The sequence below is a fragment of the Micromonospora sp. NPDC003944 genome (assembly GCF_053605225.1).
The window spans coordinates 65,876-91,168 of sequence record NZ_JBSGIV010000009.1; the positions used below are offsets into that span (position 1 = coordinate 65,876).

The 25,293-nt window shown below is 68.5% G+C and carries 27 protein-coding genes; 10 read left to right on the top strand and 17 right to left on the bottom strand.

Translation table 11 applies throughout. The features are described 5' to 3' along the window. Positions 1-582 precede the first annotated feature (582 nt). Positions 583-1,659, top strand: coding sequence for a cellulose binding domain-containing protein (locus ACWER9_RS06800; RefSeq protein WP_452300867.1), 1,077 nt, complete (start codon positions 583-585; stop codon positions 1,657-1,659). Between the two features lie 274 nt (positions 1,660-1,933). On the opposite strand, the gene ACWER9_RS06805 is transcribed toward ACWER9_RS06800, so the two are convergent. The 8 genes from ACWER9_RS06805 to ACWER9_RS06840 form a co-directional block, all read right to left on the bottom strand. Then, positions 1,934-2,191 (bottom strand): hypothetical protein, encoded by a 258-nt coding sequence (locus ACWER9_RS06805; RefSeq protein ID WP_452300868.1) that lies wholly within the window; start codon positions 2,189-2,191, stop codon positions 1,934-1,936. 22 nt (positions 2,192-2,213) lie between these two features. Further along, positions 2,214-2,840, bottom strand: coding sequence for an EndoU domain-containing protein (locus tag ACWER9_RS06810; RefSeq protein ID WP_452300869.1), 627 nt, complete (start codon positions 2,838-2,840; stop codon positions 2,214-2,216). A gap of 10 nt (positions 2,841-2,850) precedes the next feature. Continuing rightward, positions 2,851-3,576, bottom strand: coding sequence for a WXG100 family type VII secretion target (locus ACWER9_RS06815; RefSeq protein WP_452300870.1), 726 nt, complete (start codon positions 3,574-3,576; stop codon positions 2,851-2,853). 19 nt (positions 3,577-3,595) lie between these two features. Continuing rightward, on the bottom strand, positions 3,596-3,910 hold the full coding sequence (locus tag ACWER9_RS06820) for a hypothetical protein (RefSeq protein WP_452300871.1): 315 nt from the start codon (positions 3,908-3,910) through the stop codon (positions 3,596-3,598). Positions 3,911-3,924: 14 nt separating this feature from the next. After that, positions 3,925-4,425 carry a YbaB/EbfC family nucleoid-associated protein gene (locus ACWER9_RS06825; RefSeq protein WP_452300872.1) on the bottom strand — a complete coding sequence of 167 codons (501 nt, stop codon included), beginning with the start codon at positions 4,423-4,425 and terminating at the stop codon, positions 3,925-3,927. 139 nt (positions 4,426-4,564) lie between these two features. After that, a complete protein-coding gene (locus ACWER9_RS06830; RefSeq protein ID WP_452300873.1) occupies positions 4,565-4,966 on the bottom strand; it encodes an arsenate reductase ArsC in 402 nt (133 codons plus the stop codon). Beyond that, positions 4,963-5,700, bottom strand: a complete 738-nt coding sequence (locus tag ACWER9_RS06835) for an aquaporin (protein ID WP_452300874.1) — start codon at positions 5,698-5,700, stop codon at positions 4,963-4,965. Before ACWER9_RS06835 ends, ACWER9_RS06830 begins: the two co-directional genes overlap by 4 nt. Continuing rightward, positions 5,697-6,071 carry an ArsR/SmtB family transcription factor gene (locus tag ACWER9_RS06840; RefSeq protein WP_452300875.1) on the bottom strand — a complete coding sequence of 125 codons (375 nt, stop codon included), beginning with the start codon at positions 6,069-6,071 and terminating at the stop codon, positions 5,697-5,699. The genes ACWER9_RS06835 and ACWER9_RS06840 overlap by 4 nt, the downstream gene beginning before the upstream one ends. Positions 6,072-6,148: 77 nt before the next feature. Between ACWER9_RS06840 and ACWER9_RS06845 the strand changes: the two genes are divergently transcribed. Then, positions 6,149-6,607, top strand: coding sequence for an ArsI/CadI family heavy metal resistance metalloenzyme (locus tag ACWER9_RS06845; protein ID WP_452300876.1), 459 nt, complete (start codon positions 6,149-6,151; stop codon positions 6,605-6,607). Between the two features lie 371 nt (positions 6,608-6,978). Then, entirely contained in the window at positions 6,979-7,446 is a 468-nt protein-coding gene (locus ACWER9_RS06850) for a nuclear transport factor 2 family protein (RefSeq protein WP_452300877.1), read from the top strand. Between the two features lie 97 nt (positions 7,447-7,543). On the opposite strand, the gene ACWER9_RS06855 is transcribed toward ACWER9_RS06850, so the two are convergent. Together ACWER9_RS06855 and ACWER9_RS06860 are read right to left on the bottom strand one after the other, a co-directional pair. Further along, the gene (locus ACWER9_RS06855) at positions 7,544-8,140 is read right to left on the bottom strand and encodes a hypothetical protein (RefSeq protein ID WP_452300878.1); all 597 of its coding nucleotides are present in this window, start codon (positions 8,138-8,140) and stop codon (positions 7,544-7,546) included. 385 nt (positions 8,141-8,525) lie between these two features. Next, positions 8,526-9,245, bottom strand: a complete 720-nt coding sequence (locus ACWER9_RS06860; protein ID WP_452300879.1) for a hypothetical protein — start codon at positions 9,243-9,245, stop codon at positions 8,526-8,528. 431 nt (positions 9,246-9,676) lie between these two features. Here ACWER9_RS06860 and ACWER9_RS06865 point away from each other — a divergent pair, with 431 nt between their 5' ends. From ACWER9_RS06865 to ACWER9_RS06875, 3 genes are all read left to right on the top strand, one after another. Then, positions 9,677-9,940 carry a hypothetical protein gene (locus tag ACWER9_RS06865; RefSeq protein ID WP_452300880.1) on the top strand — a complete coding sequence of 88 codons (264 nt, stop codon included), beginning with the start codon at positions 9,677-9,679 and terminating at the stop codon, positions 9,938-9,940. Positions 9,941-10,042: 102 nt separating this feature from the next. Then, positions 10,043-10,972, top strand: coding sequence for an aminoglycoside phosphotransferase family protein (locus tag ACWER9_RS06870; RefSeq protein WP_452300881.1), 930 nt, complete (start codon positions 10,043-10,045; stop codon positions 10,970-10,972). 352 nt (positions 10,973-11,324) lie between these two features. Then, entirely contained in the window at positions 11,325-12,794 is a 1,470-nt protein-coding gene (locus ACWER9_RS06875) for a flavin monoamine oxidase family protein (RefSeq protein ID WP_452300882.1), read from the top strand. Between the two features lie 107 nt (positions 12,795-12,901). Here the strand turns inward: ACWER9_RS06875 and ACWER9_RS06880 are convergent, their stop codons facing one another. The 7 genes from ACWER9_RS06880 to ACWER9_RS06910 all read right to left on the bottom strand — a co-directional run bounded on the left by ACWER9_RS06880 (position 12,902) and on the right by ACWER9_RS06910 (position 21,514). Beyond that, positions 12,902-14,734 (bottom strand): acyl-CoA dehydrogenase, encoded by a 1,833-nt coding sequence (locus ACWER9_RS06880; RefSeq protein WP_452300883.1) that lies wholly within the window; start codon positions 14,732-14,734, stop codon positions 12,902-12,904. A gap of 37 nt (positions 14,735-14,771) precedes the next feature. Further along, positions 14,772-15,434 carry a TylF/MycF/NovP-related O-methyltransferase gene (locus tag ACWER9_RS06885; protein ID WP_452300884.1) on the bottom strand — a complete coding sequence of 221 codons (663 nt, stop codon included), beginning with the start codon at positions 15,432-15,434 and terminating at the stop codon, positions 14,772-14,774. 1 nt (position 15,435) lies between these two features. Continuing rightward, positions 15,436-16,569, bottom strand: coding sequence for an IS701 family transposase (locus ACWER9_RS06890; RefSeq protein ID WP_452300885.1), 1,134 nt, complete (start codon positions 16,567-16,569; stop codon positions 15,436-15,438). Positions 16,570-16,822: 253 nt separating this feature from the next. Then, positions 16,823-18,208, bottom strand: a complete 1,386-nt coding sequence (locus ACWER9_RS06895) for an FAD-dependent oxidoreductase (protein ID WP_452300886.1) — start codon at positions 18,206-18,208, stop codon at positions 16,823-16,825. After that, on the bottom strand, positions 18,205-19,956 hold the full coding sequence (locus tag ACWER9_RS06900; protein ID WP_452300887.1) for a thiamine pyrophosphate-binding protein: 1,752 nt from the start codon (positions 19,954-19,956) through the stop codon (positions 18,205-18,207). Before ACWER9_RS06900 ends, ACWER9_RS06895 begins: the two co-directional genes overlap by 4 nt. Beyond that, positions 19,953-20,978 (bottom strand): 3-oxoacyl-ACP synthase III family protein, encoded by a 1,026-nt coding sequence (locus tag ACWER9_RS06905; RefSeq protein ID WP_452300888.1) that lies wholly within the window; start codon positions 20,976-20,978, stop codon positions 19,953-19,955. Before ACWER9_RS06905 ends, ACWER9_RS06900 begins: the two co-directional genes overlap by 4 nt. Further along, the gene (locus ACWER9_RS06910) at positions 20,975-21,514 is read right to left on the bottom strand and encodes an SRPBCC family protein (RefSeq protein WP_452300889.1); all 540 of its coding nucleotides are present in this window, start codon (positions 21,512-21,514) and stop codon (positions 20,975-20,977) included. Before ACWER9_RS06910 ends, ACWER9_RS06905 begins: the two co-directional genes overlap by 4 nt. A gap of 334 nt (positions 21,515-21,848) precedes the next feature. Here ACWER9_RS06910 and ACWER9_RS06915 point away from each other — a divergent pair, with 334 nt between their 5' ends. Genes ACWER9_RS06915 through ACWER9_RS06930 form a run of 4 tightly spaced genes read left to right on the top strand, consistent with a single transcriptional unit; the run spans position 21,849 to position 25,286 of the window. Beyond that, on the top strand, positions 21,849-22,100 hold the full coding sequence (locus tag ACWER9_RS06915) for an acyl carrier protein (protein ID WP_452300890.1): 252 nt from the start codon (positions 21,849-21,851) through the stop codon (positions 22,098-22,100). Then, on the top strand, positions 22,097-22,966 hold the full coding sequence (locus ACWER9_RS06920; protein WP_452300891.1) for a class I SAM-dependent methyltransferase: 870 nt from the start codon (positions 22,097-22,099) through the stop codon (positions 22,964-22,966). The genes ACWER9_RS06915 and ACWER9_RS06920 overlap by 4 nt, the downstream gene beginning before the upstream one ends. Then, positions 22,966-24,297 carry an NAD(P)/FAD-dependent oxidoreductase gene (locus ACWER9_RS06925; RefSeq protein WP_452300892.1) on the top strand — a complete coding sequence of 444 codons (1,332 nt, stop codon included), beginning with the start codon at positions 22,966-22,968 and terminating at the stop codon, positions 24,295-24,297. The genes ACWER9_RS06920 and ACWER9_RS06925 overlap by 1 nt, the downstream gene beginning before the upstream one ends. Further along, positions 24,294-25,286 (top strand): SDR family oxidoreductase, encoded by a 993-nt coding sequence (locus ACWER9_RS06930; RefSeq protein WP_452300893.1) that lies wholly within the window; start codon positions 24,294-24,296, stop codon positions 25,284-25,286. The genes ACWER9_RS06925 and ACWER9_RS06930 overlap by 4 nt, the downstream gene beginning before the upstream one ends. Positions 25,287-25,293: the final 7 nt, after the last annotated feature.

Genomic DNA, 25,293 nt, shown 5'->3' on the forward strand with positions numbered 1-25,293 from the left:
CCGCACGCGGCAGCGTGAGCTGCGCGCTGAGTTCGATGATGCTCCGATCTCGCTGGCTCTCTATCTGGGTGCGCAGCTGGTGCGGGCCTCCGAGGACCTGACCTGGGTGCCGGCGGGTGCGCTGCACAGACGCTTCCTCGGCTGGCTTCGGTGAGCATCCTGCGGCGTGGCGACGAGCGAAGAGGTCGCTGGTTCGATACCAGCATCGCCCGCTCTCAGTTCTGGAAGTTCAGAGGCCCGTTGCCGACGTCATCGGTAACGGGCTTTGCGGTGTGTGCGGCTTATACGGGGAGCGGGCGCGGCTGGTTCTCGGTCCGGGCCGCCATGGACCTGCCCGGCTGAGTGACCTGATTGTGGTCCCGCGCGGTTCTGCGGGCTGGTTGAGGAGCTGGTCCTGCCGCTACCAGCGCCCACATCGCGAGGGTGCCCCGCGCTGTGGCTCAGGGCTGACTGATGGCCGTCGGTCCGGCTGTCCGTTGTCCTGCCGGCGGCAGGACTGCCGTGCGTTCCTTGACAGGAAGGCGGAACAGCAGGACAGTCGACATATTCATCGACATCTAACTATGTACGGCGAGGTGCGCCATGCGGAAGTCGCTGAGTGCTGTGGCCGCCATCGCTGTTGCCATGGTCGCGATGATGGCCGCGATCTCACACGCCAGCGCGGCGAACGCGGCGGCCGGGTGTCGGGTGAACTACGTCGTCACCAGCCAGTGGACCGGTGGCTTCCACGCCGACATCGCGGTCACCAACTCGGGTGACCTGGTCGACGGATGGACGCTGCGGTTCGCGTTCCCCGCAGCCGACCAGCGGCTCGCGCAAACCTGGAGCGCCACCTGGGCCCAGGCGGGCCAGCAGGTCAGCGCGACCAATCTGGGCTGGAACGCGACCCTGGGCACCAATGGCTCCGCGAACATCGGTTTCGTTGGCGCCTGGTCGGGCAGCAACCCCATACCGGCGTCGTTCACGCTCAACGGCGTCACGTGCACCGGCGGCGTCCTGCCCAGCGAGACGCCGACCCGGACGACCACACCGCCGGTCGCTGACTACCCGGCGATCGTCACCTGGCTCAGCCCGACCGCCGGCGCGGTGTACACCACGCCGGGAACTGTCCCGCTGGCGGCGACCGCGACCGTGGGAGGCGGACACAGCATCACCTCGGTGTCGTTCCGGGTGGACGGCGTCACGGTGGCCCGGGGGGTGAGGACGACCGGTGACCGGTACGAGGCGCTGTGGACACCACCGATCGGGGAGCCCGGCACCAGCACCACCTTCGTGCTGTACGTCTCGGCCGGCACCGACCAGTCGCTGCCTGGCGCTGCGCCGCCGTTGCTGGTCACGGTGGTGACGCCGGCGTCCACCGGCACCAACCACCCGCCGTCGGTGGCGTTGAGCACCCCCGGCGGGCAGACCTACTTCCTCGAACCGACGACCGTCACGCTGGTCGCCGACGTCGCCGACACCGATCCCGGGGACCTCGTCAGCCGGGTGGAGTTGTACCTCGGCGCAACCCGGCTGGCCGCGACGCCGACCAACAGCGGACAGCGCTACCAGTTCCAGACGGCCCTGTCGGCCGGCACGTCGTCCACCTTCACCGTGCGGGTCCACGATTCCCACGGCGGCCTCGGGATCTCGAACCCGCTGACCTTCACTATCCGTTAGCGCCTCGGCCCTCCGTCAAGGGCTGACCAAGCTCTATCCACTGTCCGTCGATACGTTTGCGGGTCGGCACGGCGCTCTGGGTCAATTCGACCAGGCAATCGGGGTTGGCGGTGACCATGGCGGTGCGGATGACGGCGTTACTCACGTCGTGGTGCTCGCGCCCGGCGGCCCGTCGCCTGGCCTCAACCAGCTATAGCTGATCTGCTCACGGATATCATGCGCGACCTCGTAGCCGGCTTTGGACGACCACGACGGACGCCGCCATTTTCGGCCGTCAGTCCGAGGTCCGGATCTGCTCCACGCGCGTCAGAGGTTCCTGGAGGTACTCAGTGAGCTCCCGCAGCGCGTCCTTCTCCGCTGCGGTGATGACAACGTCCTCCTCCCACAGGGCGCCGACGAGCGTCGTGATCGCGTGGTCCCAGGCGCCGGCGCCTCTGGCCCTCAGGACCATCGGCCGGTACTTCGGGCTGATCTTGGGTGCGACCTGGTCGATGATCCGAGGGCTGAGCCGGACGTAATCGTTGACTTCCATGGGTCTCCCGTGGGTTCGGTGGTTAGGCCGGCGGGTTGGTTCTGACGCCCTCGCCGCTGATGGGGTGGCCGCCGGAGATGCTGCCGTCCTTGTCCAGGATAACGACGCAGGTGATGCCGTCGCGGGTGCCGGTGACGACCCAGCCGTCGCCGCCGGGACGCGCCTCAGGGCGACTGTCGGGGTTGGCGGCGATGCTCTTGAACCAGCCCTCGACCTGCTCCTTGGTGGTGCCGGGCGGGAAGAGCGTCTTGTTGGGCTCGGTGGACGAGGGCTTGTGGTCGCCGTTACCCCTCCCGTCGCCGTCCCAGATCTTGTCCATCGCCCCGTCGCCCATCTGACCGAAGCGGTCCATGTCGTACATGGCGTCGGCGAACTCGGGGTCGTCCCAGGGGTTGGTCCTCTTGGGTACCTCGGGCTCGGATGTGTCGGCGTCCTTCGGGCGGCCTTCCTCGGCGCGCTTGATGCCGTGCTGCTGGGCTGGTCCCACCCGCTTGGGCATCATTGCGGGGTTGAACTTGGGACGCTTGGGGCCATCGCCGTCACCGCCGTGCGGTGGGGTGGGGCCTGAGGGGTGCTTGTGGAGGCCCACCACCGCGAACAGGACCACCAGGACGGCGGTGGTCCGCAGAGCCGCCATGAGTTGTCGCATCGAGGGCCGCCTAGACGTCGAGGAGTGCGCGAAGGGCGGAGAGGCTGCTGATCAGGCCCATCAGCCAGCCGAAGATGCGGCCGGTCCAGCGGACGACGGCGACCGCGAGCTGGGCGGCGACCACCGGTGTGGCGAAGCCGAGGGAGAAGACCACCTCGGCCAGCCACACCACGACCTTGGCGATGCAGTCGGCGATGAAGGCGCGCACGACCTCCCGCACCGTCTGCACCAGGACCCCCGCGCCGCGGGTCGCGGCACCCATGCCAGCGGCCGTGCCCGCGAAGATCCCGGCGACGTCGATGTTGATGGTCAGGATGTCGCGGTAGGCGTCGGCGGCGGTGCCCTGCCATCCGTTGAGGTCGCCGACCAGCCGCGCCTTGAGGTCCTCGGCGATGGAGAACAACTCACTGGCCATGTTGTCCCAGGTCAAGGCGTGCGTCTCGATGGTCTCGGGATCACCGGCAAGCCAGTCGAGGGCCTGCTTCAGTGGCTCGACCTGCTCGATGGCCCACTCGATGCCCATCGACAGGAGCGTGCTGAACGGGTCGATGGCGATGGCCGCCCCGTCGAGAGCAGCGCCCAAGCCCGCGACTGAGCCGTCGATCCAGCTGCCGGAGTCGATGGCGGCCTTGATGCCCATGTAGTCGTCGGCGAGCGGCAGGCCGGTCCAGCCGTCGCGGTGCGCGGCGCTTGTCGAAGCGATGTCGGAGGTCGTGGCGACCAGTGGGTTGCTCATGAGAGGCGCCGGGCCGGGCTCAGGTCGCGGAGTGGAAGGAGTTGAAGCCGTCGGTAGTCGACTCCTCGGCCCGCTCGTAGGCGTCGGCGTTCTTCTTGATTCCGGCGGCGAGCAGCTGGATGTTCTCGGCGAGCATCCCCACGCCCTTGTCCTGGTCCCGGTGGCGTCCCTCCAGGATGGGCGGTAAGAACTGGCAGAGCTGCCCGTACGCCTCGTCGGCCTGGAAGATGGTGCCGCTCGCGGCCTTGACGGCGGCGAAGCGGTCGTGAATGGCCAACATGGCCGTGGCGTGCGCGCGCAGCGCCTCGACGTCGACCTCGAACCCCCCGTGCATCAGTAACGCTCCTCTTAGTCCTCGGTGTCGGCGGTCCGGAATCCGGCCAGCAGGGCCCGGCCGGTCGCCGAGTCGGCGCCGACCGTCTCCCGCACGACCTCGGCGGCGGCCTCGGCGAGCTTGACCCGCGCGTTGCGATAGGCGCCCATGATTGCCTGCTGAGTCTGCTCCAGGCTCACGCGCTGCACCCGCGCGGAGAGCCGGACGTCGGCCATCGCCCCCGTGGAGTCGACGGTGACCTCGACGATTCCGTGGGCGTCGCTGGCCGTGACCCGCAGCGCGCCCAAGCCGGCAGCGGCGGCCTGCGTGTCGGCGGCCCGGCGTACGGCATTGGCCTGCCATGCCTCCAGGCGTTCCCGCGCATCCTCGGCGTCCAACAGCGGATTGACCATCCCGCCTCCGTCTCCGTTGCCAAGCAGGGGCTTTGGCGGCGTCAGTCTAGCCAAGGCCCGCCACACCAGATTGCCGAGCGAATGCGGCGTGATCTGGTCAATCTGGATCTCGGCGACAAGCATCGGCGACGGCGGCCAGCGGCGAACCGGTGGCGAGGGTTACGGCACGGCCGTTGGTACGGGAGGTCACCACACGGCAGGCGCTGGGTATCCATCTGGCGATTCCAAAGCGGTGACGAGCAAGAAAGAACTTCTTCCCGCACTACGCGCGGAGAGTGTCGACGAGTTTCTGAACCCGGGCGCGGATGTCGTCGCGGACCTGGCGGACGACGTGGAGGGGTTGGCCGGCCGGGTCGGTGAGTTTCCAGTCCTCGTAGCGTTTGCCGGGGAAGGTGGGGCAGGCGTCGCCGCAGCCCATGGTGATGATGACGTCGCTGGTTTCGGCGGTGTCCCAGGTGAGCTTGGCGGGAGTCCGGCCGGTGATGTCGATGCCGACCTCGCGCATGGCGTCGACGGCGACGGGGTTGATCTGGTCGGCGGGCTCGCTGCCCGCGGAGCGAACCTCAACGGTGTCGCCGGCGAGGTGGCGCAGCCAACCGGCGGCCATCTGGGAGCGGCCGGCGTTGTGGACGCAGACGAACAGGACGGTGGGCTTGTCGCTCATCGGGCTTCGGTCTCCTGAGTGAGGTGGGGCACGACGATGGCGTCGGCGGTGTCGGCGGCGTGGGGGTACCAGGCGGCGAGGGCGGCGACGGCGACCAGGCCGCCGACGAGTTGGGCGGCGATGAACCCGGGTACCGAGGTCGGGGCGATGCCGGCGAAGGTGTCGGTGAAGGCCCGGCCGATGGTGACGGCGGGGTTCGCGAACGACGTCGACGAGGTGAACCAGTAGGCCGCGCCGATGTAGGCGCCCACGGCGGCGGGGGCGGCGGCGGTGCGGCCGGAGCGGGCGAGGGCGAAGACCAGGACGACCAGACCGGCGGTGGCGACCACCTCGGCTAGCCACAGGTGTCCCCCGGTCCGTTCGGTGCGGGACCAGGCCACGGCCGGCAGGTCGAACATCAGGTCAGCCAGCACCGCGCCGGTGATCGCGCCGCTGGTCTGGGCCGCGGCGTAGGCGGCGAGGTCCCGCCCGGCCAAGCCGGTGGCGGAGCGTCGGCCGAGCCACCAGTCGACGGCGGAGACGACCGGGTTGAAGTGGGCGCCGGACACCGGGCCGAAGGTCAGGATCAGCGCGCCCAGGGCCAGGGCGGTGGCGATCGCGTTTTCCAGGAGTTGGAGACCAACGTCGGTGGGGGAGAGTCGGGCGGCGGCGATCCCGGAGCCGACCACGGCGGTGACCAGGAGGGCGGTGCCGGCGAACTCCGCCGAGGCCCGCCGGGGCAGGGCAAGGCTCACGGGGCGCTGCTGGCGGCCGGGGCGGCGGAAATGTCCAGGAGTGCGCCGAGCTGCCGGAAAGCTTCCGGCTTCACCCGGTACCAGACCCAGGTGCCGCGTCGCTCCGAGTCCACCAGGCCCGCCTCACGCAGCACCTTGAGGTGGTGGGAGATGGTTGGCCCGGACAGGTCGAACGCCGGGGTCAGGTCGCAGACGCACATCTCCGGCACGGAGGCGATCATCGACATCAGCCGCAGCCGGATCGGGTCCCCGAGGGCCTTGAACAGCGGTGCGACCATTGCGGCCTGCGCGGCGTCCATGGGGCGGACGGCGAGCGGGGAGCAGCAGGCCACGGCGTTGAGGTCCACCACCGGCAGCTCTTGTTTCGACATTCGTCTAGCTTGACAGACTTCGAAACAGGGTGCAACGTAGGTCTTGCTTCGACAAGCATCTAGACAAGGAGATGGCCGTGTCCCGTGTCCAGCTCGCCCTGCGCGTGTCCGACCTCGAAGGCTCCGTTGCCTTCTACGCCAAGCTGTTCGGCGTCGAGCCGGCGAAGCGCCGCCCCGGCTACGCCAACTTCGCCATCGAGAACCCGCCGCTGAAGCTCGTCCTCCTGGAGGGTGAGGCCGACCAGCCCACCGTGATGGACCACCTGGGCGTCGAGGTGTCCACCACCGACGAGGTCAGCGCCGCTACCAAGCGCCTCACCGACTCCGGCCTGATCACCCTGGAGGAGAACAACACCGAGTGCTGCTACGCCCTCCAGGACAAGGTGTGGGTGCGCGGCCCCGGCAACGAGCCATGGGAGATCTACACCGTCAAGGCCGACTCCCCGCAGTTGGAGAAGGCCACCGAGAGCGCCTGCTGCACCCCGGCCGCAAAGAACGAGCCGGTCGCAAGCGGGGCTGCATCAAGCTGCTGCTGATCGTTGCGCCATCGCGCGCCCGTCCTTGATCCACAAGGCGGGCGCGCAGTGCTGGGGCACGAGACAGCGTGAAACGTCGACGTCTGCCCAGAGCTTGTGAGCGAGAGGTTGATGTGGCCCCTGGGCCCGGGATGTGCCGCAGGTCGGAAGCGCTCGCCTAGCAGTTGCGGCATAGCCGTCGTGGTGGGGCGCGTCGGTGCGGTGGCGGGGGTACCGGCAGCGTTGGCGCTACCACAGAGACGGTAGAGCCCTTCGGGGCAGTCACATCGGGGCTGAGGTCGGTAGGGTGCCGTCGATGGGGCACCGGCCGTCCCCGAATGTCGTCCTCGGCCTGACCCAAGTGACACCTGACGATTCGAAGGATGCCCGGCATGAGTAGCCCACGTGAAACCTTCCTCCGACTGGTGAACGGTGTCTGCGACGGTCCATTCGAAGACCTGGCCGGCCTGTACGGCGAACAAACCCATGTCACTCATCCGATGCACCCGCTCAACCCGCCGCCGCTGCGTAGTCGCAGCGAACTGCACGAGCACTTCACCGGGACGCCCCCGGTTGGCCGGACGCTGGACCGTAAGCCGGTCGACGTGAGGGTTCATGAGACCGCGGACCCGGAGGTGATCGTCGCCGAGTTTGCCTACCAGGGGCGGGTTGTCGAGACAGGTGAGGAATTCACGGTGCCATGCGTCTTCGTGATGCGAATCCGCGATGGGCTCATCATCGAGTCCCGGGACTATGTTGACCACGTCGCCAGCGCGCGGGCTTGGGGTCAACTCGACAGTCTCTTGAGCGCACTCCGTCCGCAAGGAAGCGCCACCACAGAGGGCGCAGCCCAACCCTGATTCACACCCGACTCTTAGCTGCCGGCGGCCCGCAACCCGGACAGGTCGGGTCCGCGGCAGGCAGGCTGGCCGGGGGAGCAGGGCGGCAGGCGCCCTGTCACTCGCCGCTGCGGCAAGGTCTTCCGTCGACGTCAGGTGTGGTGACGCTGACGGAGTAGCCCATCGGGACGGTTTGCTCACGCTGCAACCCGAGGACGTTGAATCGAATTTTCTGGGTTTCGAAGGAGAACCCCGCGCACGGGATCTGGTGACTCAAGAGGAGGTCGTCGAAGAAGCGCAGGGTCACCCATAGAAATATCTGATCGCCCGCCTGGATGTCGATCGGCCTGAACAGCGCGGCCTTCCCCCGCTCGATTCCTCGATCGAGATCCATGTTCATGTGCACCTGTTCAACGGCGAAGCCTGGACCGTGGTCCTTGACCACGTCCTTCAGCCGGACCGTGAACGGCCCCCGGTTTGCGATGCTGAACCCGTATTCGATGCTGCGGCCAGGCTGTGCAACATACCGGTATTCGGTGGCGTGGCCCGCAGTGACGCTGGAATCTGCCTGCGGATTGGCCCAGACGTTCCCGTCGTCCAATCTGTAACGCAGCGTGATCGTGAGATACGTGGCCAACAGCACGAGCGTCACAAGCACCGCGGCGAGGATGATCCTGCCCCGGCGTCCGGCGCGGCGGGCGGCGGTCAGCGACATGGCGGCATCGTAGAGCCGTGACGGTGGCATCCGCTGACCCGAGAGGGATGGCCTTATCAGCTGAGCCGAACGGGTTGGGCGGATGTCCGTCGATGGCGTCAATCGGTGTACCTAGCCGGACTGAGCCGTTGCCCTCCTGAGTTCGCTCAGCCGCTCGCTCACGTGGCTCGGCGGATATCCGGAGGATCGTCGCTGCGGAACTTTTCGAGATGCCGGTGGCTCGTGAGTGGGTCCGGCCTGAGGGCAGGGCGAACGGCCAGGCGAAGATCCAGCAGGCAGGCGTAGTCCCCAAGGCTTGGTCGGACGCACTGTAGTGAGAACGGCTGGCGGCTTCGTGGGGTGCGGGTTTGCGGACCTCGAGCCGGGCGATCGGTTCGACGGTGCGTTAAAGCCTGCTCGTAGCTGGCGGCGCGGTATCGGTCGTTGCAGCACAGGCATCGAGGACGTCGGTGGCGCAAACACGGTGACGCTTGTCAGTGGCTTCGGCTGCTGCAACCGTCACCAAAGGGAGGAGGCCCGCTCGGCGGATCAGGTCGGGAGTGTCGAGGAGCAGCGCGGCCGTAACGGCGGCCGCATGCCGGGTGTCAGGGTCAGGGTCGTGCAGGAAGGCGGACACCGCCTGCAGAATTACCTGGCGCTGGTCGCGCAGGTCGACCATTTCCCGGTAGTCGCTCAGGGGAAAGCCGAGGCGTTCCAGCTGTGCTACCGCGGCGTCGCTGACGTCGTCGGCAATTCCCCCGAGCCGGTCCAGGAGCACCACTCGCAACGGGCGGGGCGGGACGGGCCGCGAGCGGATCCGCTCGTCGACGAGGGCGGTGGCGGTGCGCGGCTCGGACAGGATCGCCGCGAGGTACAGGGTGGTCGGCACGGTTGCCGGATAGATGCTGTTCTGGTGGTACACCGTGTTGAAGAGGTGCTGCAGCGCGTCGGCTCTGGCTGCGGGTTCGTCGTCAATCAGTTCGGCGAGCGTCGACGGCGTGTCCTCGGCCGGTCCATATGCGTGCCAGAGCGAGACCCAGTCCGTCTTGAGGAGCAGTGTTCGAGGATCGGGCAGCGGACCGACTTCCGCCGGCTCGCCCGTGTGGTGCGAATGGTCTGCCGTCACGCGTAGAGGTTATCGATCGGCAGTCGATCCGGTGTGGAAGCGCGGGCGTAGGTCCTCGGCGTGGACGCGAACGAGATCACCCCCGCAGGATCGCTTCGCGGCTGCGGTCGGCCCCGGTGGAGACGGTCCGGCCCGCGATCACTGCCGCTGCGTAGCGGCGGCAGGTCGTCACGCTGCCGGCGTCGATCGCGAAGCTGACCGCCGTCAAACGTCGTTTGCTCTACGGTACGAATCTGGTCCGCAACCCGCCCGAGATCGGGTCGATGGCCAGCCCTTGAGGTCTTCGACCCGTGCATTTCCCATCGGCTGCACTGGTACCCGTACGAGCTGACCAGGTGCACGAAGCCAGCCGACAGCACGGTGAGCACGCGTGTCCTCTGTGGCAACCTCAAGTTCAGTCCGCCATTTCCCGGCTGCGGGCAGCGACCAGTGTGGTGGAGGCGGACCTCGCCGCGCTCGACCCTGGCGTGTGGGGCTGCGACGCGGTGCGAGGCTGCAGCGTCTGCGACGGGCCGGTCGACGGTGAGCTTCGCCAGGTCTGGATCTCTGGCCTGGTCGCCACCGACGTGTTGCCGTTGCTGGTGAACGCGTGCTCCGCGGCCTGCGTGGCGGCACTGCCGCAGCCGTACCCCGGCTACGTCCCGATGCCGCACACCGGCGGCCCGGACATCGTTCAGCGGGCCGGCAGGCGATAAGGCGACCACCACCAGACCCACGGCTGGCCGGGCGATGACGGCGCCGAGCCTGCCCCGCGAAACTCGGAGGACACCCGCGATCGCCTAGGCAAGGATGGCGGCATGACGATGCACGCCGACCAGCTCCACGTAGATGCGCAGATGGTCCGTGGGCTGGTCGAGGTGCAGTTCCCTCAGTGGCGCGAACTGCCGGTCACCGAGCTGCGCACGTCGGGGACCGTGAACGCGATCTTCCGAATCGGCGACGACCTGGCCGCCCGCTTCCCGCTTGTCGGTCACGACCCGGCGCAGACCCGGGCCTGGCTGGTGGCAGAAGCCGAGGCCGCGGTCGACCTGGCCGACGCCTCCACCGTGCCCACCCCGGAGCCGGTGGCGATCGGGGAGCCCGGCGCCGGCTATCCGCTGCCGTGGAGCGTCCAGACCTGGCTGCCCGGCCACGACGCGACGGTCGAGGATCCCGCAGGGTCGAACGCGTTCGCCCATGACCTGGCCGCGCTCATCGCCGGGCTACGCACCCGCGACACCCGTGGGCGACGCTTCGACGGCGCGGGTCGCGGCGGACACCTCCCGGACCACGACGAGTGGCTCGAGACCTGTTTCCGGCAGAGCGAGGACCTGCTCGACGTACCCCTCCTGCGGCGTATCTGGGCGGAGCTTCGGACGCTGCCCGAGGTCGACGAGGACGCGATGTGCCACGGTGACCTCATCCCGCCCAACGTCCTCGTCGAAGAAGGCCGCCTCGTCGGCGTCCTGGACGGCGGTGGCTTCGGCCCGGCGGACCCGGCACTCGATCTCGTGTCGGCCTGGCACTTCTTCGACGAACCCCAGCGCGGCATCCTCCGCCGCGAGCTCGGGTGCGGCGAGGTCCAGTGGAGTCGTGGGATGGCGTGGGCGTTCCAGCAGGCGATGGGGCTGGTCTGGTACTACCTCGACTCCAACCCGACGATGAGCAGTTGGGGCAGGCGCACCGTGGACCGCATCGTTGCTGCCTGGGCAGCCCCGAGCGAGGACGATTCCCCGCTCAGAGGCTGATGGTCTCGCATGTCGTCTATTACGGAGCGAACGCAGGCCGGATAAAACCGCATTTCCGCGCGGAGGTCAACATTGTCGGCCGGAGTATTGAAGAATTGGCGATGACGGGCCGACCAATTCCCGTGCGACCACGTTAGACTGGCCACTACCGATACGGCGGGGGAGGCGGAAGCATTCACCTCAAACATTCCCGACCGACGATCAGTTGTCAGATCAAGCGTGTCAAACAAACTGGCGCCATGAACGGACCACAGCCCTGGGCGGCGTCGTGGTTTGACCGAATGCGGACAACCGCGTCCGCGCCGCAGATTCACCCTTCCTGTCACCGACGTGCGATCGGGGTCTCACGCGCATGGAGAGGTTCACCGTAGGGCCGGGCCGAGGCGACGTCGCCGATGCCACGATCGCCGTGCTCGGCGCCGGTGTGGCCGGGTTGGTCGCGGCGTATGAACTCGTCCGGCGTGGGCACCGCGTCGTCGTCCTGGAGGCGGACTCACGCGTCGGTGGTCGGATCTTCACCCATCGTTTCGCCGACGGCGCAGGACCACTCGTCGAACTGGGCGCGATGCGGATCCCGAGCGACCACGACCTGACTCTGCGCTACATCGACGAGCTGGGCCTGACTGATCAGCTGCGTCCGTTCACGAACGTCCTCACCGATCCCGACAATTTACTGCGTGTCGGTACCCAATTCGTGCCGGCCCGCAGCGCAGCCGAGGCACTCATCCGCGAGACGGCGGAATACTGCCCGGGGGCGGCCCACCGCTCCGAGGCACTGCTCTTTGTGGGTTGGATGCACGCCATGGTGCGGGCGCTGGCGCCTCGCGAACAGCGCGAGATCATGCGCGCCGATCTGGCGAGTCTGCTCGGTGCGGTGGGCGGCCTGGATGTGACACCGTTTCTGCGGGATGGCCGCGCCGACATCATCGCGGCGTTCCGCTGGCACCCGGAGCTGCGCGCCGCTTGCAGCCACCGCATGAAGGGCGTCCTCGATGACATTCTGCGTCGGTTCAGCACCGAGATGGTGTGCCTTCCCCTCGGCATGGACCAGCTCCCCAACGGCCTGGCGGGACTCCTGCCGGGCCGGATACACCTGCGTCATGAGGTGACCGCCATCGAGGTGCGTCCCGAGGGGGTGACGGTCGGGCTGGCCACCGAGCGGGGGCGCACGGCGGTCACCTACCCCGCCGTCCTCTGCACCCTGCCCTTCTCGGTGCTGCGGAACCTCCCGCTGCGGGGCTTGGATGCCGACAAGGTGGAGACCATCAAGCGGCTGGACTACGGGTCCGCGACCAAGGTGGGGTTGCTCTCCGCGCAGGCCTTCTGGAACCGGCACCGCACCGTCGGCGGCGGGTCAGCACCGGGCGGCAGCATCCGGCAGACCTACTACCCGACCCCGATCACCGACCCGGCCGGGGGAGCGGCACTTCTTGCTAGCTACACCATCGCCGAGGACGCCGATCAGCTCGGCCGGCTCTCCGCCGAGGAGCGGCACCGGGTCGTCGTGGACGAATTGGCGGCGATGCACCCCGAGCTGCGGGCCGCGGGCATGATCCAGGACGTTGTCAGCGTCGCCTGGGGGGAGGGGCGCTGGAGCCGCGGGTGCGCGGCAGTCCGGCACGGGCTCACCGACGCCGAGCTGAAGCAGGAGGTCGCCCAGGCCGTCCGCGCGCAGCACGGCTTGTTCTTCGCCGGCGAACACTGCTCCGCGACACCAGCCTGGATCCAGGCCGGCATCGAGACCGCACTCAGCGCGGTACAACAGATCGACAGGTTCGCCGCCGTGGTCGCCGAGCATCGGGGCAGGACGGCGGGCCGCTGATTCGCGTCGATCCCGGCCCGGCTCCTCGCAGCGGTTGCTGAAGTTTGTCGGCGAGAGCCCCGCCGTACCGGTGGGTACGGCGGGGCCGGATCGGTCGCGGAGGGTGGTCAGAGTTCCGCGGCACTCATCGCCATCAGGGTGCCGTCGCTGTTCTCCACCAGCCGGCGGCGCACGGACAGCTCGGGCAGCACCGTTGCCGCGAAGTACGTCGCCACCGCGACCTTCCCCCGATAGAAGTCGGCGTCCGGGCCGGAGGCCCCGGCGTCCAGCGCGCCGATGGCGACATCCGCCTGGCGCAGCAGCAACCAGCCGATGACCAGGTCACCGATGCTCATCATGAACCGGACGGTGTGCTCTCCGACGGCCAGCATCTGGTCCGGGTCGCTCTGCACGGCGAAGAGGCGCTCGGCCAGCTTGGCGAGCATGGCCTCGACGTCGTCCGCCGCATCGCCCAGAATGCCCCGCCCCTCCTTGAGTCTGCCGTTGCCGGCCTCGCCACTGATGAAGGCGCGGATGTCGCCGATCAACGCGGTCAGCGTCTGCGCGTTGTCCCGCGCGATCTTGCGGAACAGCAGATCCATGGACTGGATCGCGGTCGTACCCTCGTACAGCGAGTCGATCCGCTGGTCCCGCACGTACTGTTCGAGCGGATAGTCCTGGAGGAAGCCGGAGCCGCCGAAGATCTGCAGGGCGTGTTGCAGCTGCTCCGCGGCCCGTTCCGCGCCCACGCCCTTCACCAGCGGCAGCAGCAGCTCGTTGCGGCTGCTGGCGAGCCGCACGTCGCCCTCGTTCAGCGCCACCTGGTCCAGGTGTGTGGCGGCGTACAGGTACAGCGCCCGCAGACCCTCCGCGTACGCCTTCTGTAGCAGCAACGAACGCCGTACCTCGGGGTGGTCGACGATGGGGATCCGCGGCGCCCCCTTCTCGAAGACCCGCCGCAGGTCCGTGCCCTGCACCCGTTGTCTGGCGTACTCGACGGCGTTGAGGTGGCCGGTGGAGAGCGTGCCGATGGCCTTGATGCCGACGGTCATCCGGGCCCACGAGATGACCTGGAACATCTGGGCGATGCCGTTGTGCACGTCCCCGAGCAGCCAGCCCTGGGCCGGTACGCCGTGTTGACCGAAGGACAGTTCGCAGGTGGCCGACCCGCGGATGCCCATCTTCGACTCCAGGTTGGTCGCGTACACCCCGTTGCGTGCCTCGGGTGAGCCGGATTCCGGGTCGAAGAGGAACTTGGGCACGAGGAAGAGACTCAAACCCTTCGTTCCTGGAGATGACGTGACGCCGGGGCCTTCCGGCCGGGCCAGGACGAGATGCAGGATGTTCTCGGTGATGTCCTGGTCGCCACCGGTGATGAATCGCTTCACGCCGTCGATGTGCCATGAACCGTCGGGCTGCTGGATCGCCCGGGTCCGGGCAGCACCGACCTCCGACCCGGCGTCCGGCTCGGTGATCACCATCGTGGCGCTCCAACCCCGCTCCACCATGAACCGCGCCCATCGCCGCTGCTCCTCGGTGCCGGTGCGGTGGATGATGGCAGCGCAGTTCGGCGCGGCGCTGAAGTACAGGTGCAGGGCCGGATTGGCGCTGACGAGCAGCTCGACCGCCGCCCACTGGACACTTGGCGGAACGCCCAGCCCGCCCAGCTCGGCGGGGAGCATGAGGCGGTGCCAGTCATCGGCCCACAGCTGCCGGTACATTCGGGCCAGCGAGGGCGTGACCGTCACGTCGTGTGACTGCGGGTCGAACACCGGTGGGTTGCGATCGGCGTCCGCGAACCCGTCGGCCACTGCCCCGGAGGCCAGCGCCGCCGTCTCCCGCAGGAGACGCCGCGCGGTGTCGGTGTCCGTCTGCGCGAATGGTCCCCGGCCGATTCCGGTGTCGAAGACCTCGAAGAGGTTGAACTCCAGGTCCCGTACGTTGCTGCGGTAGTGCCCCAAGACTGTCGTCCCCGTTCCTGTGCGTGGCGTCAGCTGATCAGTGCCCCGGGGGCGCCACCCAGCCCTTGCGGATGTAGCCGAAAGCGAGGTCGCCCGTCCCGACCAGCACGGACACCTTCTCGGGCTTGTCGGCGAAGAACTCGTCGCACGCTAGCTTCGGGCCGGAGAACCGGTCGAACGCCTGCGGATTGCGCCCGCTGTCGCAGTAGTCGTCGACGATGAGGATGCCGCCGTCGCTGAGTCGCGGGTAGATGTGCTCCAGGCTGACCCGGATCGAGTCGTAGTAGTCGCCGTCGAGATAGGCGAAGCAGACCCGGTCGGGTAGCTGGGTGGGCAGCGTCTCGTCGAACCACCCGGGGTGGATGTTCGGGAGGGACAGCCCCCACTTCTCGAACGTGGCTTCCAGGTCACTGAGATCCACCTTGAGTGCGCCGGCGGTGAGGAACGTGTCGTGTTCACTCGGCTGCGGCAGACCCTCGAAAGAGTCGTAGAGGTGCAGCTTGCGCTCGGGTGCGAACTCCTCGATGAGCCGTTGCAGGAACACGCTTGTGTTGCCGGCGTGGCAGCCGGCCTCCACCACGTCCCCCGCGACGCCCTGCACCAGGGTGCTGGACAGTGCCCAGTAGATGTTCACCAGGCGGTCGACGTCGCCGTACTCGACGTTGTCGGCCGCCAGTTTCAGGATCATGTCGTTGTCCATGTCAGGCTCCGAGTTCTCCGTCAGCCGGGCCGGCCGCGGTCAGCTCGTTGGCCAGCTGCACAGTCATGGCGAAGGTCATGTGCCGGTACCAGCCACGCCAGCTGCGCACCTCGTACCGGTCCATCCGGACCTCGCTGCGGATGTCCTTCCAGCGCCGCTCGACGTAGCGACGCTCGGCGATGCTGCGGACCACGTCGTTGCTGAACATCGGGTAGCCCGCTCTGGCTTGGTGGTAAGGGCTGGCACTGCGGCCATCCCGGCTGTTCAGCGGCGCGAACCGCACGGTGACGGGGCCGCGCGGGAAGGTTTCCCTGCTGCGCTGCGCGGTGTCAGCCGAGCGCCGCGCAACGTCGCGCATCGCCGGCACCGCCGCGTCGAGCCGGGCCACGCTGCGCAGTTCGTCGAGGCTGAGGCCGGTGAGATGCGGGATCTGCCGTTGCTGTAACGCCTCCAGCACGCCCCGGTTGTCCCGGCAGTGCAGGGAGAGGTAGACCCGGTCGGGCCGGAAACCGCTGTCCACGGCAGAGAGGATCAGGTCCCGGGCTATCGCTGATTTCGACCGGTAGGGCAGCCCTTCCGGGATCCGTCCGCGGGCGCGCCGGTCGCGGTCGCTGATCCAGTCAGGCGGCAGGTAGAGGGCGAGGTCCAGCATGAACAGCCGGAAATCTGGCGTGACGTGCAGCAGGAACAGCGCACACTGACAGTTCTGTGCCCGCCCGCTCTCGGGACGGTACTGGTATTCCACTCCGGCCGGGGCGTTGCCCTTCTTGGGAAACGTCGCCTCGACGACGTAGAGGCAGCCCGCCGCTCCGACGCTGGACCGGACGACCTCGCGCAGCTTGCGCCGCGCGTCGGCGTCGTCCCACTGCGCGGTGGTGAGCAGTCGCTGCGCGCCGTCCGCGCGTGCCTCGCGTGAGTAGCTGGCGACATTCCGCCGGCCGGCCGCATCGACGCCGGCGCCGCCGGCAAGGCCGAGTAGGTACTGAAACGCGCGTTCCCGCGGTTCTGCTCGGGCAAAGCAGCCGGAGATCCGGCCGTGCAGTCGCCGCAGCATCGTCTCCACATTCAACGCCGAGTCGGGATAGAGGTTCCCCAGCCTCGGATCACGGTCAATCTGGTCGAGTTCTCGAACCATCTGCAACGGATATCCCCATCCCCGATTGGAGCTATCTCCTACATGTTGAGAATTCCACGTCGGCACTGGCATTGATCAACTTCATGATCGGTGCAACCTGGGTTGCGCCCCCCCATCACTCTTGATCAAGTGTGTCGGCCCCTTGGGCCCCCTCCAGATGGGACGTGAAAAGATCATTCACCTTGAATGGTGGCACGGTAACGACTTCCCGCTGCGATACCAAGCCAAAAGCGCGGATATGGCGCGCTCGGCCTCAGAGTTGAACTCTCGGCCACCGGCCGGCGCGGGTCGCCACCCGCTCACCTCGGCCGCCTTGCCAGGCGCGTCGCCACACTCGGCGCGCCATCGCCGCGAGCGTTATCAGGGAAACGGCGATATCCGCGCCGCAGCGGCGCAACAGGCGGTCCTGCCGCTCGGCGCGCGCCACGCAATCCATATACGGCACGGCAGAGTGAGCGATCATCGTGTATATGGGCACAATTCGTCCACCGGACCGCCGATACAGCCAATGCAGCAGATGCTTGCGCGCCGCCACCCGGTGCTGTGGTCCGGACTCGCGCATCTCCGCGAAGTTGTCGAGCGACAGCTTCGCCAGAATCGCGCTCTGCGGCTCCCTGCGGCGCTGGTACGTGGCGAACGCGGTCGCCCGGTCGGGGGTTTCCGCGAGACACCGGCTGAGCTCCAGGCAGTCCTCGAACCCCGCGTTCATTCCCTGCCCGAAGAACGGCACGACACTGTGGCAGGCATCGCCCACCAGCACCACCGTGTCGCCGTGGTACCACTGCGAGGTGAGCATGGTCGGAAACGCGGACACCGGGCTCCTGCTCACCTGCTCCGCCAGGTCGGGAATCAGCCTGGAGACGTCGCCGAACGTCTCGTCGAAGCAGCGGCGGATCCGGTCCGGAGTGTCCAGCGCGTCGAAGCCGTCCGCCTCGCCGGCCGGCAACACGCACACACCGTTGAACGTGCCGTCCACATTGGGCAGGGCGAACATCATCCGGTCCCCGCGCGGCCACGCGTGCAGCACGGTCGGGTCGAGCTCCCCCTTGATCACGATCTCCTTGTACCGCCAGGGCACGTAGTGCATATGGAGATCGGCGAACGCACCGCGCTGGACGTGCCGGCGGACCATCGAATGGGTGCCGTCGGCGCCGACAACGAGATCACCGGCGAAGTGCCGACGTCGGCCGGTGGCGGTCTCCACCCCGACCACGGAGGGTGCCGTCCGGTCCACCTCCACACACTTCACGCCGAAATGGAACCGTACCCCGTAGCTCTTCTCCGCCGCGTCGACGAGCAGGCAGGACAACCCGGCGCGGGACACCGCGTAGAGAACCTGCTCTCCGGTGTGCCCGTAGGGGAGCAGATTGACCGCGCCGCTGGGCAGGTGTACGGCACGAGCGCGCAGCGGCTGGCCGAGCTTGGTGATCACCTCCTGCTCAAGTCCCACTTCGCGCAGCGCACGAAGGCCCCGCTCCGACAGGGTCAGGTTGACCGATCGGAGCGTCCGCTCGCCACCGAGCCGCAGGTCCGGCCGGCCCTCGACGATGTCCACCTCGTACCCGTGACGCGCCAGGAGCATGCCGAGTAGCGGACCGGTGAGGCCCGCACCGACGATCACCACGCGGCCGGCTGTCATGATCGGTCTCCCGGACGCACCCGCCGCCCGCTGAGCGCGTGGGTGGGGGCGTCCGCGGGCACGAACGGCATCATGGGCGGAATCTCGTCGCGGGACAGCCGCAGCTCCAGCACCCCGGGCCGATCCTCATGCCCCGCGTGGTAATCCGCCAGCAGTGCGCTCAGCTCCGGCAGTGCCCCGGCCGAACCGACCCAGAGGCCGTCCGGCCGCCCCAGTCCTCGGGCCACCGAGCAGACGTCCACCGGGTGGTAGCGGGAGCCTTCGAGGCGTCCGGCGAACATCTGCCGTTGCCGGGACGCGCACATGGCGTGTGCCGCGTTGTTGAAGACGACGTACAGGATCGGCAGGCCCAACTCGACGGCCGTGTGAATCTCCAGACCGTTCATGAGGAAGGCACCGTCGCCGAGAATGACCACGCTGCGTCCGGAGGGAGCATTCAGTTGCATGCCGATCGCGGCGGGCACGGTGTACCCCATCCCGCCCATACCCAGGGCCGTGAACGCGCGCCCGCCCGATGGCAGCGTGATCAGGTGGGACGCTGACGCGCCGCAGTTGCCCGCGTCGGTGAGCACCCGGTCACCCGGTCGCAGGTACGTCCCCAGCACGTCGATCGCCTCGCTGGCCAGCAAGGAGTCCTCTGCCGGCACGACGCTCTCCACCTCCAGTTGCGGCGTGTAGTGGCGCAGCTCGTACTCGAATGGTGGGGCTTGAAAGGGCTCAACGCTGAGCAGGTCGTCGAGAGCCCGGAAGATCCGACCGGCATCGGCCTCGAGCACCAGGTCCGCCGAACCGCACCGGCGGGCGACCGACCCGTCGTGGGCGATCACCACCACCCGGTCGGACTTCAGGTCGACGATCGGGGCCCGGGTCAGGAAACCCAGGTCCGAACCGGCCGCCACCACGAGATCGGCCTGTTCGAGCAGGTACCGGTGCACCGACGGGTGCCCGGCGACACCGACGACGCCCAGGTACAGCGGGTCGTCCTCGTCGAGATCGCCGCGGTTGGACATCGAGGTCGCCACCGGGATGCGGGCTCGGCGGGCGAACGCGACCACCGCGTCCCCGTCCGACGACGATCGCAGCTCCGGGCCGAGGATCAGGACCGGGGCGACGGCCCGGGTCAAGGCGTCGAAGACGTCCCGCAACGACTCCGGGGGCACCTCCTGGCGCGCGGTGAACTCCGACAACTCGGCCGGCCAGTCCGCCGGTGCCGGGCCGGCCGGCGCCGCGAACACGTCCCGCGGCACCAGGAGCGCCGCCGGGCCGGGCCGGCCGGACACGGCCGCGGTCAGCGCCGCCCGCAACTGCGCCCAGCAGTCGTCGCCGCCGGTGATCCGGCCCGTGTACTTGGTGATCGACGTCAGCAGGCCGTGCGCGTCGACCGTACCGGGCCGGCCGGTGGACTCCTGGAAGGCGCCGAGCCCGTCGGCGGCGGCGGGTGACTGGCCCACCAGGGCGAGCACCGGGATCCCGTCGTTGTGCGACTCGGCCAGGCCGACCGCCAGATTCATCATGCCGCCACCGGACGTCGCGCAGCACACCCCCAGCGTGCCGTAGGCCCGGGCGACGCCGTCGGCCATGAACGCCGCGCCGTCCTCCCGCTTGGCCAGAACCGAGCTGATCCGGCCGGCGGGCCGCTGGTGCAGTGCGTCGAACACGTGCTCGATGTTGGCCCCGCCGACCCCGAACACGTGCCGTACCCCCAGTTCGTCGAGGGCTTCGACGAGCGCGTCGGCGACCGTCCTCATGCCGCGGCCCTCCAGCGCAGGGCCGCGGCGGCGGCCAGGTCTCCGGCATGGGCGAAACCCGCCACGACGACCAGCGCGCCGGCCGGGATGGTGTCCTCCTCGATCGCGTGGGACAACGTGACAGGCGCTCCGGCACCGAAGAGGTTGCCGTACCGGTCGAAGGTGTCCAGGTGCCGGCCGGGTGGCAGTTGCAGCGCCTCGGACCAGTTCCGGAGGAACATCCGGTTCGGCTGGTTGGTGACGAGAACGTCGATCTCGCTGGGCTTGGTGCCGATCCGCCGGCAGACGGTTTCGACGACCTCGGGGACGAGGCGGTTGCCCCGCGAAATGATCTTCGCGACGCTGGCCTCGGTGAACTTCACGTTCAGTTCCGCCTCGCCGGGCTCCCAGTAAAGGCTGCCGTCCTCGCGCTCGATCTGCATGTCCGGCGCCGCCTCCGGTCGGTTCACCACCTCGATGTCGAGGACCGGCGACTCGGCGGAGGCGGTCACGTAGGCCACCGCGGCCCCGTCGCCGGGTATGGCCGACGGGGGATTGCGCAGGTTGTTCGGCTGGGTGAAGACCAGTCCGGCGGAGTTCTGCACGTTGCAGAGCAGGGCCGAGCGCGCCGGCGTGGTCTCGATGAGCATCTTGGCGAGTCGCAGCAGCACGACGAAGGACGCGCAGCCGGCGTTGTGAATGTCCAGGACCCAGCTGGGGCTCGCGCCGAGCCGGTGTGCCACGGTCGCGCCGGCGCCGGCATGCGGCATGTCCGGCAACAGCACGTTGGTGAGGACGATGTCCACGTCCCGGCGGGCCTGCGCGCCCAACCTGGCGAAGAGCGTGTCCGCCGCCCGTTCGATCATGTCCGCGGCGGTGGTGTCCCGATCGACGAGATGCCGCGACCTCGGCGGCACGAACATGGGATTGTTCCAGTTCAGCCTGCTGTCCGGAGCGATTCGCTCGGCGAAGTACTCGGTGCCGACCGGCTCGCCGGGAAGGTAGCGGGCGATGTCGACGACACTGACCGGCGTGGCGGTCACGGGGCGACCTGCCGTGCCCCGCTCCCGTGCCGGTGTTCCAGGATGGCCTTGAGGTTCGCCAGCTCCAGGGCGTGGCCGGCGTAGAAGAGACCCCACATGTCACCGACCCAGGTCCGGTTGGGGCTCGGGGAGAGTTCGGGGTACGGGTTCTTGTCGTAGTTGGGGTGGTGGCAGTTCGTCCACACCAGCACCGTTCCCGGCCGGTTGAGCACGACATTCGCGTCGATGAGCCGGAACAGGTAGATCATCCAGAGGTCTTTGCCCTGGTCCCAGGCGCAGTGGTAGTCGAGAGTGCGGGCCTGCGGGTCAGCCTGGAGGCGCATGTAGATCTTCGTGTCGTCGACCAGGGTGTCCACTCCCACGAACAACCCGGCCTCGTCCGTCTCGTCGAACCCCCGGGTGCTGTACGTCCACTCGTTGAGGTTCTGGATGTCGGCCAGGTAGGCGTAGACCTCGTCGATCGGCACGTGGATGTAGTCCTGAAGCGTGCAGAACTGGCCGTAGATCTGCTCATGCGAATAGACGGCCCGCGTCATGTCGGCGGCCAGGGCGAATCCCTCGTCCCGAGTGGTCGTCTCGCACCTGATAAGGCCCGGGATTTCCGATAATTCAATTTTTTGATCTGCCATCACAAACCCCTCACATGAGCGCCACGCTCGCTGAACGGCCCACGTAACCACAGCGCGGCGAGATCAGGCAACGACTTACGGTGGCTAACCAAGGGAATGGCGACAAGCGCGTAATTAGCGGCCGGACACCCCTGCAACCGCAGCTATACGGCCTTGCCCACGCCCGGCCCGCCGTGTCAGGCTCTGACCGCAGGATTGACTGAGGTAATTCAGCTTGAAACCAAATTTGGGGGAGAGTGCAGTGTCGGTTACGGTTCAGGACATCGTCGAACTGATCAACGCGAAGCTCGGCAGCCACGCCGACTACAACCTCGACGCTAATTCCTCACTTCGCGACATCGGCCTGTCGAGTCTGCAGACGGCGGACATCGTATTCACGATCGAGGACCGCCTGGAAATCGAGTTCGACGCCGGCCGGGCAGCCGACATCGCCACCATCGGCGACCTCGTCGAACTGGCGAACAGCACGGCCCTGACCGAAACCCAGTCATGACGACGGCGTACCTCGGAGCAACCGCCGAAGCCATCACCCACCACTACGACGTCTCCAACGAGTTCTTCGGGCTGTGGCTGGACGAAAGCCGCACCTACACCTGCGCCCTGTGGGAACCCGGCGACACCCTTGAGCGGGCCCAGCAGCGCAAGCTGGACTACCTGCTCAACGGCGCCAAGGCCAGCGTCGCGGAGCGGCTGCTGGACGTGGGCTGCGGCTGGGGGAGTGCGCTTCGCCGGGCGGCGCACGGATATGGCGTGCGGCAGCCGATCGGGCTGACGCTGAGCGCCGCCCAGGCCGAGTGGATCCGCGACCAGGCGCAGCCGCCGGGCCTCGACGCCCGCGTCGAGAACTGGATCGATCACCGTCCTGACGAACCGTACGACGCGATCGTGTCCATCGGCGCGTTCGAGCACTTCGCGCGGTTCGGCCTGCCCCGGGCCGAGCGGATGCGGGCCTACCGCTCCTTCTTCGAGTTTTGCCGGGAGTCGGTGCGCCAGCCCGGCAACCGGCTGGCCCTGCAGACCAACGTCAAGGGCAACAACAACCGGATGGACCGGCAGACGGTCCGGGACATGATGTTCATCATCGAGACGATCTTCCCGGAGTCGGTCCTGCCGACCATGACGGAGTTGGTCGAGGCCAGCGAAAACCTGTTCGACGTGGTCACCGTGCGCAACGATCCGGATCACTACGTGTCGACCCTTCAGGAATGGCTGCGCCGGCTGAAGCGCAGCCGTAGCGAGGCGGTCACCATCGTCGGGCCGGAGGTGGTGGCGGACTACGAGCGCTACCTGAGCGCGGCGGCCGAACACTTCCGGCGCCGGCACCTCGGCCTGGCCCGAGTGATCTACGAGGCGGTGTGATGGCCACGTCGACGTCGACGCCGCGCCGCAGCCGGATCTTCTGGCAGGACGGCACCACTGACACCCCCGACGCGCCGCTGGAGGGCACGAGGACCGCGGACATCTGCATCGTCGGCGGTGGCTTCACCGGGTTGTGGACGGCCTACCTCCTCAAGCAGGAGGATCCGGCACTGGACGTCTGCGTGGTCGAACGCGACCTGGTGGGGGGTGCGGCGTCGGGCACGGCCGACGGTTTCGTCACGCCGACGATCGGCAAGGACCTCGAGCAGATCGTCCGCCTGCACGGGGTGGAGCGGGCCGCCGCCGCCTGCGACGCCATCGGTCGGTCTATCCTCGACATCGGACGGTTTCTGCGCCGCCACCGCGTCGACGCCGACTACGAGGCCAACAACTACCTCATGGTGGCCGTGAACCGGGCCCAGGTCGGCCGGCTCAGGCAGGGTCAGGCCCTGGCCGCCCGGATGGGGCCCCGGTTCGAGATGACCGTGCTCGACGCGGCGGCGGCGCGGGAACACATCGGGTCGCCGGCGATCCAGGCAGCCGTGCTCACCGGAGGCGCCATCGTCAACCCGTTCAAACTGGCCCGTGGTCTGCACGCGACGGTGCGCGCCCTGGGAGTCACCGTCTACGAACAGACGCCAGCCGAGGCGGTCGAGCCCGCGACCGGCGGCTGGCGGGTCCGCACACCGCAGGGCCGGGTCGACGCCACGAAGGTCGTGCTCGCCACAAGCGCGGCACAGCACCAGCTCCCCGGGTACGGCCGTCAGGTCCTCCCGGTGTGGAGCTACGCCATGGTCAGCGAGCCCTTGACCGACGAGCAACTGGCCAGGGTGCACTGGCCGCGGCGCGAAGGTCTGGTGGAGACCCGGACCTTCCTCAACTGTGGTCGGTTCACCGCCGACAACCGGGTGATGTGGGCCGGCGGCCCGGCCCGGTACCACCTCGGCCGCGACATGCGTGCTCGGCGGGCGAGCGACGCGGCGGTCTTCGCCGAGCTGCGGGCGTCGTTCGCGCGGTACTTCCCGAGCTGGTCCGACGTGCGGTTCAGCCACACGTACGGAGGTTGTGTCGACATCACCCGCGACCTCGTCCCGCACTTCGGCAGTCGCCAGCCGGGCCTCTACCACGGCTACGGCTACTGCGGCAACGGTATCGCCGCCAGCCAACTCGGCGGCAAGGTGCTGCGCGACCTCGTGCTGGAGAAGGACTCCGACCTCACCAACCTGTTCTTCGTCAACGGTCGGGAGCCTCGCTTCCCACCGGAGCCGCTCGCCTTCGCCGGGGTCCGGGCGATGAGCCGGCTGATCGAGTGGAGGGAAGCGAACAGATGAGCGCGCGAGCCATCCTGCTCACCGGAGCCGCCGGGGTGGTCGGGCAGGCCCTGCTGGCCGAGTTGACCGGCCGGCCGGTGATCTGCCTGCTGCGGCGGGGCCGGTTGCCCACCGCCGGGCCGGAGGTGGTGACCGGTGACATCTCCCGGTTGGGCTTCGGGCTCCCACCGGAGGTGTACGAATTCCTGACGCGCCGGGTGGGCACCGTCATCCACTCCGCGGCACTCACCGAATGGGGACGGCCGGCCGAGGACTACGAGGGTGTCAACATCACCGGCACCCGGCACGTGATCGACTTTGCCCGAGCCGCCGGGGCCTCCGTCCACTACCTCAGCACGGCATTCGTCGCCGCGCTGGCCGGCGAGTCGGCCGTAGAGCTGCGCCCCGGAAACGTGACGACGAACTACGTACGCTCGAAACGGGCCTCCGAACTGCTGCTGGCGGAGTCCGGCGTACCGCACAGCGTGTACCGCCCGACCAATCTGATCGGCCACTCGGTGACCGGCTGGACCAGCAAGCCACAGATCGTTCAGCTGGTCGCCGACTGGGTGGGCCGGGGTCGCGCCGAGATCTTTCCGGCGCACCCGGGCAACCTCATCGACGTCGTCGCACAGGATCTGTGCGCCAAGGCGGTGGCGGAGGCGATCCGCCGCGATGACGTGGGCCGCGAGTTCTGGCTGACTTACGGCAAGGCCGCGATGACCGTCGACGAGGCCGTGGATCTCCTCATCGAGCATGCCCGGTCGACGGGCCGGCGGATCCGGATCCCCCGCATCGTCCACCCCGCCGACCTCGATGTCGAAGAACTGAACGCGCTGCCGCCGTCCTCACGGCGGTTCGTGCAGGTCCTCGCCGACGTCAGCGAGACGACGGCGGCCAGCGGCGGCATCCTGCCGAGCTCCATGGCCGAGCTCGTCGAGGAGTACGGACTGCCCGAGGTGGGCGACAAGGACGCGTTCCGGCGCAGCCTGCTGGCTGCGACCAACTGACGGGGGC

Coding starts and splice junctions, on each gene's coding strand:
- ACWER9_RS06800 (WP_452300867.1), top strand. CDS start 583: ATGCGGAAGTCGCTGAGTGCTGTGGCCGCCATCGCTGTTGCCATGGTC.
- ACWER9_RS06805 (WP_452300868.1), bottom strand. CDS start 2,191: ATGGAAGTCAACGATTACGTCCGGCTCAGCCCTCGGATCATCGACCAG.
- ACWER9_RS06810 (WP_452300869.1), bottom strand. CDS start 2,840: ATGCGACAACTCATGGCGGCTCTGCGGACCACCGCCGTCCTGGTGGTC.
- ACWER9_RS06815 (WP_452300870.1), bottom strand. CDS start 3,576: ATGAGCAACCCACTGGTCGCCACGACCTCCGACATCGCTTCGACAAGC.
- ACWER9_RS06820 (WP_452300871.1), bottom strand. CDS start 3,910: ATGCACGGGGGGTTCGAGGTCGACGTCGAGGCGCTGCGCGCGCACGCC.
- ACWER9_RS06825 (WP_452300872.1), bottom strand. CDS start 4,425: ATGCTTGTCGCCGAGATCCAGATTGACCAGATCACGCCGCATTCGCTC.
- ACWER9_RS06830 (WP_452300873.1), bottom strand. CDS start 4,966: ATGAGCGACAAGCCCACCGTCCTGTTCGTCTGCGTCCACAACGCCGGC.
- ACWER9_RS06840 (WP_452300875.1), bottom strand. CDS start 6,071: ATGTCGAAACAAGAGCTGCCGGTGGTGGACCTCAACGCCGTGGCCTGC.
- ACWER9_RS06850 (WP_452300877.1), top strand. CDS start 6,979: ATGAGTAGCCCACGTGAAACCTTCCTCCGACTGGTGAACGGTGTCTGC.
- ACWER9_RS06855 (WP_452300878.1), bottom strand. CDS start 8,140: ATGTCGCTGACCGCCGCCCGCCGCGCCGGACGCCGGGGCAGGATCATC.
- ACWER9_RS06870 (WP_452300881.1), top strand. CDS start 10,043: ATGACGATGCACGCCGACCAGCTCCACGTAGATGCGCAGATGGTCCGT.
- ACWER9_RS06875 (WP_452300882.1), top strand. CDS start 11,325: ATGGAGAGGTTCACCGTAGGGCCGGGCCGAGGCGACGTCGCCGATGCC.
- ACWER9_RS06885 (WP_452300884.1), bottom strand. CDS start 15,434: ATGGACAACGACATGATCCTGAAACTGGCGGCCGACAACGTCGAGTAC.
- ACWER9_RS06890 (WP_452300885.1), bottom strand. CDS start 16,569: ATGGTTCGAGAACTCGACCAGATTGACCGTGATCCGAGGCTGGGGAAC.
- ACWER9_RS06895 (WP_452300886.1), bottom strand. CDS start 18,208: ATGACAGCCGGCCGCGTGGTGATCGTCGGTGCGGGCCTCACCGGTCCG.
- ACWER9_RS06900 (WP_452300887.1), bottom strand. CDS start 19,956: ATGAGGACGGTCGCCGACGCGCTCGTCGAAGCCCTCGACGAACTGGGG.
- ACWER9_RS06910 (WP_452300889.1), bottom strand. CDS start 21,514: ATGACGCGGGCCGTCTATTCGCATGAGCAGATCTACGGCCAGTTCTGC.
- ACWER9_RS06920 (WP_452300891.1), top strand. CDS start 22,097: ATGACGACGGCGTACCTCGGAGCAACCGCCGAAGCCATCACCCACCAC.
- ACWER9_RS06925 (WP_452300892.1), top strand. CDS start 22,966: ATGGCCACGTCGACGTCGACGCCGCGCCGCAGCCGGATCTTCTGGCAG.
- ACWER9_RS06930 (WP_452300893.1), top strand. CDS start 24,294: ATGAGCGCGCGAGCCATCCTGCTCACCGGAGCCGCCGGGGTGGTCGGG.